Source organism: Streptomyces nojiriensis, assembly GCF_017639205.1.
Classification (GTDB): Bacteria; Actinomycetota; Actinomycetes; order Streptomycetales; family Streptomycetaceae; genus Streptomyces; species Streptomyces nojiriensis.
The window spans coordinates 7,764,636-7,779,155 of the sequence record NZ_CP071139.1; the positions used below are offsets into that span (position 1 = coordinate 7,764,636).

Consider the following 14,520-nt stretch of genomic DNA (forward strand, 5'->3'; position numbering starts at 1 on the left):
ACGCTACCCGATCCTCGGGCCTCACACCGCAGGGTCCCGGAGGCCCGCGATCCGGGCCAGGCGTGCGTAGGAGTCCAGCAGCGCCGTGCGGTCGTAGGTGGAGGTGGTGACCAGCAGTTCGTCCGCGCCGGTCCGCTCCGCCACCTCCGACAGCTGCGCCGCCACCTGGTCCTCCGTGCCGTGGAGGTGCCCGGCGAGGGCGCCCTCGTAGAGTTCGCGCTCCTTCGGCGTCATCTCCAGCGCCTCGATCTCCTCCGCCGGGCGCAGCGGCGGGAAGGAGCCGCGGGTGCGGGAGTGCGCGAGGGCCCAGGCCTCCGGGACCAGGATGCGGCGGGCCTCCTCCTCGGTGGCCGCGACCGCCACCGTGCCCGACACCACGACGTACGGCCGCGCGCCCCGCGCCGAGGGCCGGAACTCCTCGCGGTACGCCCGGGCGATCTCGCCCACCCGGCCGCGTGCCCGCAGGTCGCCCACCACCAGCGGCAGCCCGGCCCGGGCGGCGATGCCGGCGCCCTCGCCGGTGGCCAGGACGTAGGCGGGGACGTGCAGGCCTTCTGCGGGGCGGGCGTGCACCTCGGGGTGGGCCCGCTGGCTGCCGTCGAGCCAGCCCAGCAGTTCGGCCAGCTGTTCCTCGAAGCGGTCGGCGTCGCCGGTGTCGCGGCCCAGCGCCCGCCGGATGCCGCCCGTGAAGCCGACCGAACGCCCGAGGCCCATGTCGATCCGGCCGGGGAACAGCGACTCCAGGACCCCGAACTGCTCCGCCACCACCATCGGCTGGTGGTTGGGCAGCATGACCCCGCCCGTGCCGACCCGGATCCGGTGCGTCGCTCCGGCGACGGCGGCGGCCAGCACCGTCGGCGCCGAGCCCGCGACGCCGGGCACGCTGTGGTGCTCCGATACCCAGAAGCGGTGGTAGCCGAGCTCCTCGGCCGTCCGGGCCAGCGCCACGGTGTCGCGCAGGGCCTGCGGGGCCGGGTGCCCCTGGCGGGTGCGCGACCGGTCGAGTATCGAGAGTTTTCGGATCACACAGGACTCAACGCCCGGCGGCCGTGAGGATTCCCCGTACGGCTCTCCTACGCTGGCGGGATGAGTGAGCACACCACCCGGCCGCTGGCCGTCTTCGACCTCGACAACACCCTGGCGGACACCGGCCATCGCCAGTGCTTCCTGGAGCGCCGGCCCCGGGACTGGGCCGGCTTCTTCGCCGCCGCCCCGGCCGATCCGCCGCTCGCGCGCGGGGTCGCGCTGGCCGTGGAGAGCGCGGCCGACTGCGAGGTGGTGTATCTGACCGGGCGCCCCGAGCGGTGCCGCGCGGACACGCTCGACTGGCTCGCCCGGCACGACCTGCCCGAGGGGCGGCTGTTCATGCGCGGCAACCAGGACCGGCGGCCGGCCCGCACGACCAAGCTGGAGGTGCTGCGGCGGATCTCCCGGGGCCGGGAGGTGCGGATGCTCGTCGACGACGACGAGCTCGTCTGCCAGGCCGCGCGCGCCGCCGGATTCCGGGTGGTGCTCGCCGACTGGGCGGCGGACGCGCCCGAGCTGGAGTCGGCCCAGGAGGTCGAGGGCCGCACCTGATCCGGGGAGCCGGCGGCGGGGTCCCGGGGGCCGCGGCGGGGGCCGGCGCCGGTCCGGGGCTCAGTCCTCGCCCTCGAGGCGGAAGCCGACCTTGAGCCCCACCTGGTAGTGGGCGATCTCCCCGTTCTCGATGTGGCCGCGTACCTGGACCACCTCGAACCAGTCCAGGTTCCGCACGGTCTGGCCCGCCCGGGCGATCCCGTTGCGGATGGCCTGATCGATGCCCTCGTGGGAGGTGCCGACGATCTCGGTCACCCGGTACGTGTGATTGGACATGGAGGTCTCCCGACAGTGGGTGGCTTTTGCCTGGTTCTACGGTGCCCCAGTAAGTCCGGGTCCGCGAACTTTGGGCGAACAGTCCCGAGCGAAAGACCCTTGACCGGCCTATTGGTCTATGCCAATTTCGAGCCATCCGGGATCGAGCCCAGAAGGGGACCCTCTTGAAGATGCGCTTCCGCGCCGTGTGCACCGCCCTCGCAGCCGCTGCCGCCCTGACGGGCTGCAGCGGGTCGGCCGACACGGCCGGGGGGTCGCAGAAGGTCACGCTCTGGCTGATGAAGGGCAGCGCCTCGGAGGACTTCATCGGCAGGTTCACCGCGGAGTTCGAGACGGAACACCCCGGCGTCGACCTGGACGTCAGGATCCAGGAGTGGACGGGCATCGGCGACAAGGTCAACGCCGTCCTCGACGGCACGGGCAAGGAGGGCGCCGACGTCATCGAGGTCGGCAACACCCAGGTCGCCACGTACATCGAGAAGGGCGGCCTGGAAGAGCTCACCCTCGAAGGCCTGCGCGAATGGGGCAGCAAGGACTGGCTCAAGGGCCTCGCCGACCCGGGAACCATCAACGGCGCCCAGTACGGAGTCCCCTGGTACGCCGCCAACCGGGTGGTCATCTACCACAAGGACCTCTTCGCGGGCGCCGGCATCAAGACCCCGCCCAAGAACCGCCAGGAGTGGATCCAGGCCACCCAGAAGCTCGACAAGGGCGACCAGCAGGGCATCTACCTCGCGGGCCAGAACTGGTACGTCCTCGCCGGCTTCATCTGGGACGAGGGCGGCGAACTCGCCGTCGAGACCAACGGCAAGTGGGTCGGCGCCCTCGACGACGACAAGGCCCTCGCCGGCATGGACTTCTACAAGCAGCTCCAGGCCCTCGGCGACGGCCCCAAGGGCGCCGACGAGGAGACGCCCCCGCAGTCGCAGGTCTTCGCCCGCGGCCAGGTCGCCCAGATCATCGCCCCACCCGGCCAGGCCGCCGAGATCGAGGCGGCCAACCCCGCCCTGAAGGGCAAGCTCGGCTTCTTCCCGATCCCCGGCAAGACCTCCGACAAGGCGGGGGCCGTCTTCACCGGCGGCTCCGACCTGATCATCCCGGCGCGGACCGGACAGCGGAAGGGCGCCGTGGACGTGATCACGGCCCTCGTCAGCGAGAAGTGGCAGACCGAACTCGCCCGCACGATGAGCTACGTACCCAACAAGACCACCCTCGCGCGCGCCGTCGAGGGCAACGAGGGCGCGGCCGCCATGGCTCCCGGCGCCGCCCAGGGCCGTGCCACCCCCACCTCCGCCCGCTGGGCCGAGGTCGAGGCGAAGAACCCGATCAAGCCCTTCATGACGGCCGTGCTCACCGGCCGGGACCCCAAGCAGGCCGCCCGGGCCGCCTCCGAGGAGATAGGCAAGGTCCTCAGCTCCGACCGCTGAGCCCATGCCCCGGCCGCCGCCGGGACGGGGGTACCGCCGAGTTCAGCGTCCGCACATCCGAGGGCCGCTGAGCGGTCATGTCGAATCCAGCCGGTCACGGAAGAAGTAAAGGAGCCAGGCCACGCACCTGCGGGCCCGGCCCTCCGTGCCCGGATCAGGAGCCGCCATGACGATCGCACCCCTGTCCCCGTCCCCCCTCGCCGCCCCGGCGCCGGCCCCCTCACCGGCGCCCGCCGCCCGCCCCACCCCCGTCAGGGACCGGGTCGCGGCGCCCGGCGCGCCGTCCGACGGACCGCGCTACACCGTCCGCCTCGCCCGCGACGAGGACGAGGTGCGCGCCGCCCAGCGGCTGCGCCACCAGGTCTTCGCCGGCGAGCTCGGCGCCCGCCTGGACGGGCCCGAGCCCGGCCTCGACGCCGACGCCTTCGACGCGTACTGCGACCACCTCCTCGTCATCGACGAGGAGGCCGAGCAGGTCGTCGGCACCTACCGGCTGCTGCCCCCGGAACGCGCCGCCGTCGCCGGCCGCCTCTACTCCGAGGGGGAATTCGACCTCTCGGCCCTCGCCCCCATCCGCCCCGACCTCGTCGAGGTCGGCCGCTCCTGCGTCCACCCCGACCACCGCAACGGCGCCGTCATCGCCCTCATCTGGGCCGGCCTCGCCCACTACATGGACCGCACCGGGCACAACTGGCTCGCCGGCTGCTGCTCGATACCGCTCGCCGACGGCGGGGTCCTGGCCGCCGCCACCCGGGAGACCGCCCTCACCCGCAGCCTCGCCCCCGAGGAGTACCGGGTCACCCCCCACCTCCCCTGGAGCCCCGAGGGCATCACCTTCCCCGACCGCATGGAACTGCCCCCGCTGCTGCGCGGCTACCTCCGCCTCGGCGCCTGGGTGTGCGGCGAGCCCGCCCTCGACGCCGAGTTCGGCTGCGCCGACCTCTACGTCCTGCTCTCCCTGCGCCGGACCAATCCGCGCTACCTCAAGCACTTCCGCTCGCTCGTCCCGGGCGCATGAGCGTCTGGCTGCCCACCTCGCCCTGCACCCCCGAGGCCTGCGCCGGGCACGAGGGGGACACCGCGAGCGTTCCCCGGGCGGTGCTCAGACTCACCGCCGCCGTCGCCCTGATCCTGCTGGGGATCATGGGCGCCCCGCCGGTCCGGCTGCTGCCGGCCGGCCCCCGGCACACGGTGGTACGAGCCTGGTCGGCCGCGCTCGTACGGGCCTTCGGCATACGGATCACCGTGCACGGCAGCCCGGGTCCGGGCGGCGGCCGGCTGCTGGTCGCCAACCACATCTCCTGGCTGGACATCCCGCTGGTGGCCGCCGCGCTGCCCTGCCGGATGCTGGCCAAGAGCGACATCCGGGCCTGGCCGGTGCTCGGCCGCCTCGCCGGACAGGCCGGCACCCTGTTCATCGAGCGCGACCGGATCCGCGCCCTGCCCGCCACCGTCGGGAACCTCACCGGGGCGCTGCTGGCCGGGGACCGGGTCACGGTCTTCCCCGAGGGCTCCACATGGTGCGGGCGGGCCCAGGGCACCTTCCGCCGGGCCGCCTTCCAGGCGGCCCTGGACGCGCGGGTCCCCGTACAGCCGCTGCGGCTCACCTACCTGTGCCGCGACGGGAACACGGCCGGGGCACCCGCCTTCGTCGGGGACGATCCGCTGACCGCCTCGCTGTGGCGGATCGCCCGGGCCCGCGGAGTGCGGGCCGAGGTCACGCTGCTGCCGCGGATCCCGCCGGGCCGGTACGCGCACCGGCGGGACCTCGCGGCAGCGGCTCAGCGGGCCGTCGTCGGGGCGTGGACCGCGACCCCCGCCCCGGACCCGCTACCGGGCATCCCCGCTCAGCCGGCCACGCCGTCGGCGACCGACAGGGACAGCGCGAACCGGCCCGCCGCGTCCGTCCACCACTGGGTCAGTTCGAGTCCGGCCGCCGCCAGCTCCTTGCGCACACCCTCCTGACGGAACTTCGCGGAGACCTCCGTCAGGATCTCCTCACCCGCCGCGAACGGCACCACCAGATCCAGCGCCCGGATCTTCACCACCAGTTCCGACCGGGCCCGCAGCCGCATCTCGATCCACTCCTGCTCCTCGTTCCACACCGCCACGTGCGCGAAGTCGGCCGTGTGGAAGTCGGCCCCCAGCTCCCGGTTGACGACCGCCAGCACGTTCTTGTTGAACTCGGCCGTCACCCCCCGCGCGTCGTCGTAGGCCGACACCAGGACGGCCTCGTCCTTCACCAGGTCCGTCCCCATCAGCAGCGCGTCCCCGGGCGAGAGCATCGCCCGTACGGACGCCAGGAACACCGCCCGCTCCGGAGGCAGCAGATTCCCGATCGTGCCGCCCAGGAACACCACCAGCCGGGGCCCGGGGGAGTCCGGCAGTTGCAGCGCACGCGTGAAATCGGCCAGCAGGGCGTGCACCCGCAGCCCCGGATGCTCCGCCAGCAGCGTCTCGGCCGCCCCCCGCAACGCGCTCTCGCTCACGTCCACCGGCACGTACGTGTCCAGCGCGGGCATCGCCTCGATGAGGTGCCGGGTCTTCTCCGAGGACCCGGAGCCCAGCTCCACCAGGGTGCGGGCGCCGCTCTCGATGGCGATCTCCCGCGCCCGCTCCAGCAGGATCTCCCGTTCCGCGCGCGTCGGGTAGTACTCCGGCAACCGGGTGATCTCCTCGAAGAGCTCGCTGCCCCGCGCGTCGTAGAACCACTTGGGCGGCAGCACCTTCGGCGTGTGCGTCAGCCCGTGCAGCACATCCGTACGCAGTGCCGACTCCGCGGCGTGCTCGTCGAGTGTCCGGGTCAACTGGAAGTCGTTCACAGGGAGTTCTCCTTGAGCGGGGTCAGTTCGACCCTGGTGCGGGTGGCGGTCAGGAGGGTCCGGTCGGGCACTTCGCGCCACCGGGTGTCGTCGTCGTACGGCTCGGAGGCCACCACGGTGCGCCGCCGCTCCGCGTCGGCCAGGTACCAGAGCGAATCGCCCCAGGCCGTCGCGGCGATCGTGACGCCGTCCGTGAGCAGCAGGTTCAGCCGGGAGCCGGGAGCCGCCGAGGCCAGCTCCCGGACCGGCTCGGCGAGCGCCGTGCCCAGGTCGTCCCCGGCCCGCAGCCGGTGCAGGACCAGCGCCCAGACCAGCGCCGAGTCCGTGCGCGCGGCCAGCCGCAGCAGTTCCGCGGGCGGCAGCCCGGCCGCGAGCGGGGCGGCGGAGTCCGGCCAGTTCCGCACCGAGCCGTTGTGGCTGAACAGCCACGGCCCGTCCGCGAACGGCGCGGCCGCCGCCTCCCCGTCGGCCCCGGGGTCCGTGGCGTCCCGTACGGCGGCCAGCACGGCCCCGCTGCGGACCACCCGGGCGAGATCGGCGAAGGTCAGGTCGCCCCAGATCGGCCCGGACCGCCGGTAGCGGGCGGGCACCGGGTCCCCTTCCGCGTACCAGCCGATGCCGAAGCCGTCGGCGTTGACCGTCCCGGACACCTGGCGGCGCGGCTCCCAGGACTGGCGCACCAGCGAGTGCGCCGGCTCGATCAGCAGTTCCCCGAGCGCCACCACCGGGCCGAGGCAGGCCACATGACGGCACATCAGATGTCCCTCGCGGTCCGGAAGCCGGAGAAGATCTGCCGCCGCACCGGAAGGTCCCAGTTGCGGAAGGTGCCCCGGCAGGCCACCGGGTCCACGGCGAAGGAGCCGCCGCGCAGCACCTTGTGCTCCGGGCCGAAGAACACCTCCGAGTACTCCCGGTACGGGAAGGCCCGGAAGCCCGGGTACGGCAGGAAGTCGGAGGCGGTCCACTCCCACACGTCGCCGATCAGCTGGCGCACCCCGAGCGGGGAGGCCCCGGCCGGGTAGCTGCCCGCGCGGGCCGGGCGCAGGTGCCGCTGCCCGAGGTTGGCGTGTGCGGGGGTCGGATCGGCGTCGCCCCACGGGTAGCGGGTGGAGCGGCCGGTCGCCGGGTCGTGCCGTGCGGCCTTCTCCCACTCCGTCTCCGTGGGCAGCCGCCGCCCCGCCCAGCGGGCGTAGGCGTCCGCCTCGTACCAGCTGACGTGCAGAACCGGTTCTTCGTCCGGCACCGGCTCGACCACCCCGAAGCGGCGGCGCAGCCACTGGCCGGCCTCCCGGTGCCAGAACAGCGGGGCCTCGATGGAGTGTTCGCGGATCTGCTCCCAGCCCGCCGCCGCCCACCAGCGCGGATCGCGGTAGCCGCCGTCGGCGATGAACGCCAGGTACGCGGCGTTGGTCACGGGGACCGTGTCGATCCAGAAGGGCGCGGTGTCCCGGACGTGCGCGGGGCGTTCGTTGTCCAGCGACCACGGTTCGGCGGAGGTGCCCATCGTGAACGGGCCCCCGGGGACGAGGACTTCGACGGCGGGCGGCGGATCGAAGGGGCCGTCCGGCTCCGGGGCGGTCAGCAGGGGTGCGCCCCGCCGGAGCTGATGGGTGATCAGCATGGTCTCGTCGTGCTGCTGTTCGTGCTGGGCGATCATCCCGAAGGCGAAACCGTCGTCGAGCAGCGTGCTGCCCTCCAGCGGCGTCCGCTCCAGCAGGTCGAAGACCCGGCCGCGCACCTCGGCCGCGTACCGGCGGGCCTCCGCGGGCCCGAGCAGCGGCAGCTTGGGCCGCTCGGCGCGGGGGTGCTGGAAGGCGTCGTAGAGGGGCTCGATCTCGGGGCGCATCGACTCGCGTCCGGCGACGCGCTGGAGCAGCCAGAGCTCTTCCTGGTTCCCGATGTGCGCCAGGTCCCAGACCAGCGGCGACATGAGCGGGGAGTGCTGGGCGGTGAGATCCTCGTCGGTCACGGCGTCGGTGAGGCCGGCCGTGCGTATGCGTGCCGCGGTCAGGGCGGCGGCCGCCCGCTCCCGCAGGCGGGAGTCCGAGTCCGGGGCGGCGGCGGAGGGCGATCCGGTGGTCATCGGCGGACCTCTTTTCCGGTGAGCACCTGGGTGGATGCGTCGTCGGCCGGACATCGGCCGCGCAGTACGTAGCGTTCGGTGAAGGCACCGACCGTGTCCCGGACGTGCGTGCTCGCGCCGAGCCGGGGCAGGGCTTCGGCGGCGGCCCGGAAACAGGCCTTCGCGGACGCCCGCAGCTCCGGGTCGGCCAGGCCGTGCCGGGCGGCCGACCGCCAGAGCGGATTGCGGGGTGCCGGGTGGCCGCCGTAGGAGTCGGCCAGTCCCTTGGCCACCCGGTACGCGGTCTCGGTGGCCTCCGGATCGTCGAACAGCGCGTGCACGACGGCCACCGGGACCAGCCAGCCGTCGTCGCCGGACTGCGCGTCGATCATCCGCAGCTCCAGGTGGCCGCGCGGCCGGACCGGCGGGAAGAGCGTGGTCAGGTGGTAGTCCAGGTCCTCGGCGGTGGGCGGCCGCAGCGCGGGGTGCCCGCCCGTGCGCAGCCAGTCGCGGAAGGTCGTGCCGGGCGGGGTCTCCCACGGTCCGTCGTCCTCGTAGGACCGGACGCACATCACCTCGGTGTCCAGGGCCTGCCGGGTCCACGCGGCGCGAGGTTCCGCGTCCAGGGGCGGGGCGAGCGCGCGCCGGGTGTCCAGGTCGCTCCAGATCCCCTGCCGGGCACAGCGCCAGCCGGCGTACGGACCGTCGTGCGCGGGGGAGTTGGCGAAGGCGGCCACCAGGACCGCACCCAGCAGGTGCGCCAGCCGCCAGCGCCGGCCGTGGCCGAGCACGCCCGGCTCCTGGTACCCGGCGTCCACGCAGACCTGCACGGAGGCGGAGGCGCACATCATGGCGCGCCCGGCCGGGCCGGTGCGGTCGAAGTAGGACTCCATGGCGTCGTAGCGCGGGCTGTTCAGCAGCCGGCGGTACGGGCGGCGGGGGTCGCGGCCGAGGCCGCGCAGGACCAGGCCCTGGGTCAGCAGGGCGGCGCGGACGGCGGTGAGATCGGCCTGCAGGTCGTCCACGCAGCCGCTGAGGGAGGTGGAGGGGGCCGAGCTGAGCTCGAGCTGGCCGCCCGGCTCGACGGTCACCCGGGAGTGCAGGGGCAGTGCGCGGGCCGCGGCGTGGGCGGCCCGTAGCCGCTCGGGGGGCAGGGGCTGCTCGGGACGCTCGGCGTCCAGGACCAGCCATTCGAGCTCGGCGCCGATGAGGCGGGGCGGGCCGGTCTTGAAACAGATGCCGTGGATCAGGTCCTCGGCCTGCTTCTCACTGATCGAGGGTACGGGGGTCGGGCCGGGCGCGGGTGGGGAAGCGGATGGGTCCTGGGACATGTCCGGGTCCTCGTCTCCTGTCGTCGGTCGTGACATCACCCGTGCCTACCCCTCCTCGGGGCACAAAACCCTTTGCCGCCGGGAATCGTGTTGCGGAGGATGGCGGCGTGAGCAGCAGATTGCGCGAGATCGCGCGGGAGAACGCGGAGATCCTGGCGGCCGGGGGGTACCGGACGCGGTCGGGACGGCATGTTCCGCTGGCCGCCGCCTTGGCGGACGCCAAGGCCGGAACCAGGATATATGGACCAAACCGGGTCATTCCAGATGAGGAGATCCCTTCCGGCGGCCGCGCGACCGTGGTCGAGGTCACCGGAGAGAGCAGCACCGTCGCCGCCCGCAGGCTCGCGACCGCCACCCCGGCCCAGCCGGAGCCGGCCCCCGTCGCGGTACTGAACTTCGCCTCGGCCCGTAACCCCGGGGGTGGTTACGTCCGCGGGGCCAAGGCGCAGGAGGAGGCGCTGTGCCGCGCCTCGGCCCTGTACGAGACCCTGCTGGAAGCCCCGGAGTACTACGAGGTCCACCGCGCGGAGCGGAGCACCTTCTACACCGACCGGGTGATTCACTCGCCCGGGGTCCCGGTCTTCCGTGACGACCGGGGCGACCTGCTGGAGACCCCGTTCCGGGTCGGCTTCCTCACCTCCCCGGCGCCGAACGCGGGCACCATCCGGCGGCAGGAGCCCGAGCGCGCCGCCGAGATCCCGGCGGCGCTGGCGCGGCGCGCGGAGCTCGTACTGGAAGTGGCGGCGCTGCACGGGTACCGGCGGCTGGTGCTGGGCGCGTGGGGCTGCGGGGTGTTCCGCAACGACCCGGCCCAGGTGGCCGAGGCCTTCCGGGGACTGCTCGCGGACCGGTTCGCCGGGGTCTTCGAGCAGGTCGTGTTCGGCATCCTCGACCGCGACCCCACCACCCGCGAGGCCTTCGAGCGGGCCTTCCCGGCCTGAGGGGCCCGGTCGGCCCGGTCGGCGGTGCTCAGAACGGCTGCGCCGCTCCCAGCAGGATCTCCGGCAGGTAGGGCGAGGAGACGCGGATCCGCCAGCCCCGGCGGCGCGCGTGGCAGGCCAGCGCCAGGATGTCGAAGTCGACCGCGGCGTCGGCTCCGGCACCGAAGAGCCGGTCGCCCACGGAGTGGTAGTCGCGGTGGGCCTCCAGGGCATCGGCCAGGGCCAGGTTGAAGCTCTCCTCGTCGCCCTCCACCAGCTGGGAGAAGAGCACGGCCGGCGCCGGGAGGATGCCCCACTCCCGAGACCGCTCGACATCGGCGACGGCCCGGTCCGTGGCGGGCTCCGGGTCCTCGCCCCGCAAGTAGTCGTGCAGGGCCTGCCGGTACGAGGCGTACGCGGAACGGTCTTCCTCCAGGGCGGTGGGACCGCTGAGGACGAGCGGGGCGAGCTCCGCGCGGCTGCCGGTGATCAGGGCGTGCTTCACGGCCTCGTACCAGTACCCGGGGCCGAGAGGGCGGTCCGGGCGGGCGGAGTCCTCGGACGCGCCCCCCGTACGGACGGCCTCGTACAGCTCGCGCACGAGGTAGTCGGCGTGCCCCGCGGCATCCGGCATCTCGGGGCGCTCGACGACCAGCGGGCCCGCGGCCAGCGCCGCGACGGAGTCCGCCCGCCGTTCGCGTCCGTACGGGCCCACGCGCGGCGGCGGCGTCTCGAAGCCGGTGACCAGCGCCCACGGCAGGTACCCCGTCTCGACGGGCGGCCGCCAGCCCTCGCGGCGGTAGCCGAGCGCGGCCAGCGCCAGGGGCAGCAGGGGCAGCAGGGTGCGCGGCTCGGCCCGGGGATCGTCCAGACGGGAGTAGGGGAGCAGCAGTGCGGCCAGCTCGGCGCCGAAGGCCTCCCGGTCCCGGGCGGCCAGCGCGCGCAGGGCGCGCAGCGCGCCGGTGGCGGGGTCGACCGCCCCGGCCCCGGCACCGGCCCGGGCGTGCCGGTCGGCGATCCGGGCGAGCGCGGCATCCAGCGCGGCGAGCCTCTCCTGCTGGGAGGGCGGGACCTTCTGGTACTCGACCCCGATGTCCCCGCTGACGTACGCCAGCAAGCCGTTGATCAGCTCCACCGGCGGGAGCCCCGGCCCGCCGGCCCGCTGCGGCGCCAGGCGGGCGAAGTGGAAGGCCTCGCCGTGCCGTTCGGTCTTGTCGGCGAGGATGGCGACACAGAACGCGTCGATCCAGCGGACGGCCGTGACCGGCTGCGGAGTGCCCTCCGGGTCGGCTTCGTAGTCGAGTCCGAGGTTGACGTAGTTGAGGAAGACGTGGAAGAACGCCTTCGGGTAGTAGGCGGCGAACGACACGGTGCCGACGGCCGCTTCGGCCGCGTCGCTCAGGATCGCCTTCGCCTCCGGGGTGTCGAGGTCGGGGGTCACCGCGGAGAACGCGCCGAGGCCGTCGAGGAACCGCAACGTGATGTCCCACCAGTCGTAAGCGTCGATCCGACCGGCCCGGGACCTGGAGTACACGTCCGAGATCATCTTGTTCGCGAAGTCCTCGCGCACCGCAGCCAGGGCCGTCTCGCTCACCCTGTGTCGTTCTATTCGCATGCCCGCTACTCCCTGTGTCCGCCTACGGGGCTCACCTTAGGAGATCACCGGGACGGTCGGGGCCAGGGACACGGGAGGCCGGGGCCGGTCCCGGACGGTGGCCGCGGGCCCCACCGCGACCGCCGTCGGGCCCGCGGGTCACTGCCAGCCGTAGCGCTCGCGAAGCCGGTCCACGACCAGGTCGAAGCGGCCGCGGTCGAGCGCGCAGGCCTCGCGGCGCATCCCCGACTCGTGCACCCGCAGCACCCGGTCCACGTCCACCCAGGACTCGCGCCCGGCGCTGTCCCACGGGCCCGTCCCGATCGGCACCCACTCCCGGTCGCGGTCGTGCCGCTTGCTCGACAGCTGTACGGCGAGCAGGGTCCGCCCGCCCGCCTCCCGGGCCACGACCAGCACGGGACGGTCCTTGCCGCGCCCGTCGTTCTCCTCGAAGGGGACCCAGGTCCACACGATTTCGCCGGGGTCGGGATCGCCGTCGGGGTCCGGGGCGTACTCGGTCCGCACGGGGCCGATCGCGTGCGGATCGGCCTCCGTGGTCGCGGTGTCGCCGTGCTGCCCGGGCTGCTCGGGGTGGCCGTTGCGGTGGTGGGAAAGTGCCGTCATCTCGCGGAGATTACTAGGCCCGGTCCTTCGAGCCCGGTTGCCCGGGCCTTCCCCAGGATTTCGTTCCCCCGGTGCCCGGAGGGTGAGGCGGCCGGCCCCGTCGCACGTCACTGCCCCGCGAAGTGCCTCCGGAGCCACGTGAGCAAGGCCGCGAAGGCGGGGGTCATGGCGGAGTCCGGCTGCTCCAGGAGCGTCGGGCGGCCGTCCTCTTCCACCGTGATCCGGTAGCTCCTCGCATCCCTGGCGCGGCCGGCGTCGGCCTCCGCGGGCATCGCGACGGCGGCCGCCACCAGCCGGGCCAGCTCGGTTGCGGGACCCTCGGGCAGGTCGACCGTGTCCAGCACCTGGGGCCGGCGGCGGAAGTCGGCAGCCGCCGCCAGCCCGCCGTACGTCTCCAGGGTCACCTTCACTGTGCGCAACCTCCGGATCGGCGGCGATCTCCGGTGATCACCTGGTGGCCTTCAGTGCGGCCACTTCCTTGGCGAGCGCCGTCACCTTGTCGCTCAAGGTCATGACCTGCTTGGTCAGGGCCGCCAGGGCGTCCTCCCGGCCCGGGCCGCCGCGCCCGTTGACCGGATGGCTGCGTGCCCGGGCGAGCCCGATGGGGACGCCTGTGACCTGGATTTCGACCTCCTGCCACGCCGCCAGCACGGCCGTCTGCTCGGGGCCGCCGACGCCGAACAATTCCCCGGCCTTCAGGAAGGTGGTGTCCGCGAAGTCCTGGAACTGGTCCTGGGCGGTGGACGCCTTGAGCGACTCGAACCAGAGGGGTCCGGCAGCCTCCCAGGCGAATCCGCCGATGCCCACGGCCGTCAGGAAGAAGGCCTTGTTCGGAATGCCGGAGTTGTAGTGCACCCCACCGTTGTCCCCGTCTCGGGTGTCGGGCAGGTGGACGAATTTGCCCATCCGGTCGGGCTGGGGGTCCTTTCCGACCAGTGGGTGGTTGAACGCCGTCCCCGGGGCTTTCATCGATCGCAGGGCGTCGCCTCCGATTCCCGGGGTCCAGACGTCAGCCCCGATCAGCCAGTCGGCCTCCTCGGCCGTCTGCTTCAGCTTCCACTGCTTGACCAGCGACCCGAAGACGTCCGACATCGACTCGTTCAGGGCCCCTGACTGCTTGTGGTATTCGAATGCCGAGGTGTGATCGGTGACTCCGTGCGTCAACTCGTGGGCGATCACTTCGAGGGATCCGGTGAGGTCGCCGAATTCCAGTCCGTCCCCGTCGCCGAAGAGCATCCGCCGTCCGTCCCAGTAGGCGTTGCCGACCTTCTCGCCGAAGTGGACGAACCCGTCCAAGCGCATTCCCCGGCCGTCGATGGAATCGCGCTGGAACACCTCCTTGTAGAAGTCGCGCGTCAGTCCGAGCGCGTCGAACGCCTGGTTGACGGACTCGTCCGCGGACTCCGGCCCGTCTTCCGTCCGTGCCACGGCGGCGGTCTGGAGGAATTCCGAGTGCTCGCAGTCGAAGACGGTGCGCCGGGCGCCGCCGGGGGCGGCCGCGCCGGCGAAGGACGCCCGGACCGTTCGCTCACCCCGCAGGCGCGCGGTGGTCAGCAGGGTGTTCAGGGCGGCTTGGCGCACTTCCCTGTCATCGCTCTCCACGAGCTTGTCGAGGATGTACGGGGGAATGATGCAGTTGATCGGGCGTGTTCTCCTCATGGGGTACCTCCGGAGTGAGAGAACCGATGGTTCGGCATTCATCAACACGAGGAAGGTGTGCGAGGTTCAACGTGGCCGGACGCGGCGTTGCCGCGGGACCTCGGAGAAGGTCTCGCAGACTAATGGCAGGTGCCCGCTCGATGTGGCAGCAGCGGGAGGAGCGTTGGCGCCGGCCATCCCCGTTTGCGGAGGCGGGGCCACGCTGATATCACCAGTCTCCGGCCGCC

The 14,520-nt window shown here is 73.3% G+C and carries 15 protein-coding genes; 5 read left to right on the forward strand and 10 right to left on the reverse strand.

Annotation, left to right across the window (positions count from 1 at the left end; all coding sequences use genetic code 11):
- Nucleotides 1–21: 21 nt before the first annotated feature.
- Nucleotides 22–1,026: an LLM class flavin-dependent oxidoreductase gene (locus JYK04_RS35685; RefSeq protein WP_229875998.1), complete on the reverse strand. Its 1,005-nt coding sequence runs from the start codon at nucleotides 1,024–1,026 to the stop codon at nucleotides 22–24.
- 60 nt (nucleotides 1,027–1,086) lie between these two features.
- Between JYK04_RS35685 and JYK04_RS35690 the strand changes: the two genes are divergently transcribed.
- On the forward strand, nucleotides 1,087–1,578 hold the full coding sequence (locus JYK04_RS35690; RefSeq protein ID WP_189741549.1) for a phosphatase domain-containing protein: 492 nt from the start codon (nucleotides 1,087–1,089) through the stop codon (nucleotides 1,576–1,578).
- A gap of 60 nt (nucleotides 1,579–1,638) precedes the next feature.
- Here JYK04_RS35690 and JYK04_RS35695 read toward each other — a convergent pair whose 3' ends face one another.
- Nucleotides 1,639–1,854 carry a dodecin gene (locus JYK04_RS35695; RefSeq protein ID WP_030663252.1) on the reverse strand — a complete coding sequence of 72 codons (216 nt, stop codon included), beginning with the start codon at nucleotides 1,852–1,854 and terminating at the stop codon, nucleotides 1,639–1,641.
- Between the two features lie 170 nt (nucleotides 1,855–2,024).
- On the opposite strand from JYK04_RS35695, the gene JYK04_RS35700 reads away from it, so the two are divergent.
- The 3 genes from JYK04_RS35700 to JYK04_RS35710 all read left to right on the forward strand — a co-directional run bounded on the left by JYK04_RS35700 (nucleotide 2,025) and on the right by JYK04_RS35710 (nucleotide 5,246).
- Nucleotides 2,025–3,281 carry an extracellular solute-binding protein gene (locus tag JYK04_RS35700; RefSeq protein WP_189742072.1) on the forward strand — a complete coding sequence of 419 codons (1,257 nt, stop codon included), beginning with the start codon at nucleotides 2,025–2,027 and terminating at the stop codon, nucleotides 3,279–3,281.
- A 166-nt stretch (nucleotides 3,282–3,447) separates the two neighbouring features.
- On the forward strand, nucleotides 3,448–4,299 hold the full coding sequence (locus JYK04_RS35705; RefSeq protein WP_189741546.1) for a GNAT family N-acetyltransferase: 852 nt from the start codon (nucleotides 3,448–3,450) through the stop codon (nucleotides 4,297–4,299).
- Nucleotides 4,296–5,246, forward strand: a complete 951-nt coding sequence (locus JYK04_RS35710; RefSeq protein ID WP_189741543.1) for a lysophospholipid acyltransferase family protein — start codon at nucleotides 4,296–4,298, stop codon at nucleotides 5,244–5,246. The genes JYK04_RS35705 and JYK04_RS35710 overlap by 4 nt, the downstream gene beginning before the upstream one ends.
- On the opposite strand, the gene egtD is transcribed toward JYK04_RS35710, so the two are convergent.
- Genes egtD through egtA form a run of 4 tightly spaced genes read right to left on the reverse strand, consistent with a single transcriptional unit; the run spans nucleotide 5,129 to nucleotide 9,496 of the window.
- Entirely contained in the window at nucleotides 5,129–6,103 is a 975-nt protein-coding gene (gene egtD / locus JYK04_RS35715) for an L-histidine N(alpha)-methyltransferase (RefSeq protein ID WP_189741541.1), read from the reverse strand. The two genes, JYK04_RS35710 and egtD, sit on opposite strands and share 118 nt — an antisense overlap.
- The gene (gene egtC, locus JYK04_RS35720) at nucleotides 6,100–6,858 is read right to left on the reverse strand and encodes an ergothioneine biosynthesis protein EgtC (RefSeq protein WP_189741538.1); all 759 of its coding nucleotides are present in this window, start codon (nucleotides 6,856–6,858) and stop codon (nucleotides 6,100–6,102) included. The genes egtD and egtC overlap by 4 nt, the downstream gene beginning before the upstream one ends.
- Complete coding sequence (egtB, locus tag JYK04_RS35725; protein ID WP_189741535.1) at nucleotides 6,858–8,186, reverse strand: ergothioneine biosynthesis protein EgtB; 1,329 nt, start codon at nucleotides 8,184–8,186, stop codon at nucleotides 6,858–6,860. Before egtB ends, egtC begins: the two co-directional genes overlap by 1 nt.
- A complete protein-coding gene (gene egtA, locus JYK04_RS35730; protein WP_189741532.1) occupies nucleotides 8,183–9,496 on the reverse strand; it encodes an ergothioneine biosynthesis glutamate--cysteine ligase EgtA in 1,314 nt (437 codons plus the stop codon). The genes egtB and egtA overlap by 4 nt, the downstream gene beginning before the upstream one ends.
- 107 nt (nucleotides 9,497–9,603) lie before the next feature.
- Between egtA and JYK04_RS35735 the strand changes: the two genes are divergently transcribed.
- Complete coding sequence (locus JYK04_RS35735) at nucleotides 9,604–10,437, forward strand: TIGR02452 family protein (RefSeq protein WP_189741530.1); 834 nt, start codon at nucleotides 9,604–9,606, stop codon at nucleotides 10,435–10,437.
- Between the two features lie 28 nt (nucleotides 10,438–10,465).
- On the opposite strand, the gene JYK04_RS35740 is transcribed toward JYK04_RS35735, so the two are convergent.
- The 4 genes from JYK04_RS35740 to JYK04_RS35755 form a co-directional block, all read right to left on the reverse strand.
- Nucleotides 10,466–12,010: an immunity 49 family protein gene (locus JYK04_RS35740; RefSeq protein WP_229875996.1), complete on the reverse strand. Its 1,545-nt coding sequence runs from the start codon at nucleotides 12,008–12,010 to the stop codon at nucleotides 10,466–10,468.
- A 159-nt stretch (nucleotides 12,011–12,169) separates the two neighbouring features.
- Nucleotides 12,170–12,634, reverse strand: a complete 465-nt coding sequence (locus tag JYK04_RS35745) for a type II toxin-antitoxin system PemK/MazF family toxin (RefSeq protein WP_189741525.1) — start codon at nucleotides 12,632–12,634, stop codon at nucleotides 12,170–12,172.
- A gap of 107 nt (nucleotides 12,635–12,741) precedes the next feature.
- Nucleotides 12,742–13,044, reverse strand: coding sequence for a protealysin inhibitor emfourin (locus JYK04_RS35750; protein WP_189742069.1), 303 nt, complete (start codon nucleotides 13,042–13,044; stop codon nucleotides 12,742–12,744).
- 37 nt (nucleotides 13,045–13,081) lie between these two features.
- Nucleotides 13,082–14,293, reverse strand: coding sequence for a M4 family metallopeptidase (locus JYK04_RS35755; RefSeq protein WP_189741522.1), 1,212 nt, complete (start codon nucleotides 14,291–14,293; stop codon nucleotides 13,082–13,084).
- Nucleotides 14,294–14,520: the final 227 nt, after the last annotated feature.

Bases quoted from the DNA above. Each gene is read 5' to 3' on its own strand.
- JYK04_RS35695 (WP_030663252.1), bottom strand. From the start codon at position 1,854: ATGTCCAATCACACGTACCGGGTGACCGAGATCGTCGGCACCTCCCAC.
- JYK04_RS35710 (WP_189741543.1), top strand. From the start codon at position 4,296: ATGAGCGTCTGGCTGCCCACCTCGCCCTGCACCCCCGAGGCCTGCGCC.
- egtC (WP_189741538.1), bottom strand. From the start codon at position 6,858: ATGTGCCGTCATGTGGCCTGCCTCGGCCCGGTGGTGGCGCTCGGGGAA.
- egtB (WP_189741535.1), bottom strand. From the start codon at position 8,186: ATGACCACCGGATCGCCCTCCGCCGCCGCCCCGGACTCGGACTCCCGC.
- egtA (WP_189741532.1), bottom strand. From the start codon at position 9,496: ATGTCCCAGGACCCATCCGCTTCCCCACCCGCGCCCGGCCCGACCCCC.
- JYK04_RS35690 (WP_189741549.1), top strand. From the start codon at position 1,087: ATGAGTGAGCACACCACCCGGCCGCTGGCCGTCTTCGACCTCGACAAC.
- JYK04_RS35745 (WP_189741525.1), bottom strand. From the start codon at position 12,634: ATGACGGCACTTTCCCACCACCGCAACGGCCACCCCGAGCAGCCCGGG.
- JYK04_RS35755 (WP_189741522.1), bottom strand. From the start codon at position 14,293: ATGAGGAGAACACGCCCGATCAACTGCATCATTCCCCCGTACATCCTC.
- JYK04_RS35700 (WP_189742072.1), top strand. From the start codon at position 2,025: ATGCGCTTCCGCGCCGTGTGCACCGCCCTCGCAGCCGCTGCCGCCCTG.
- JYK04_RS35705 (WP_189741546.1), top strand. From the start codon at position 3,448: ATGACGATCGCACCCCTGTCCCCGTCCCCCCTCGCCGCCCCGGCGCCG.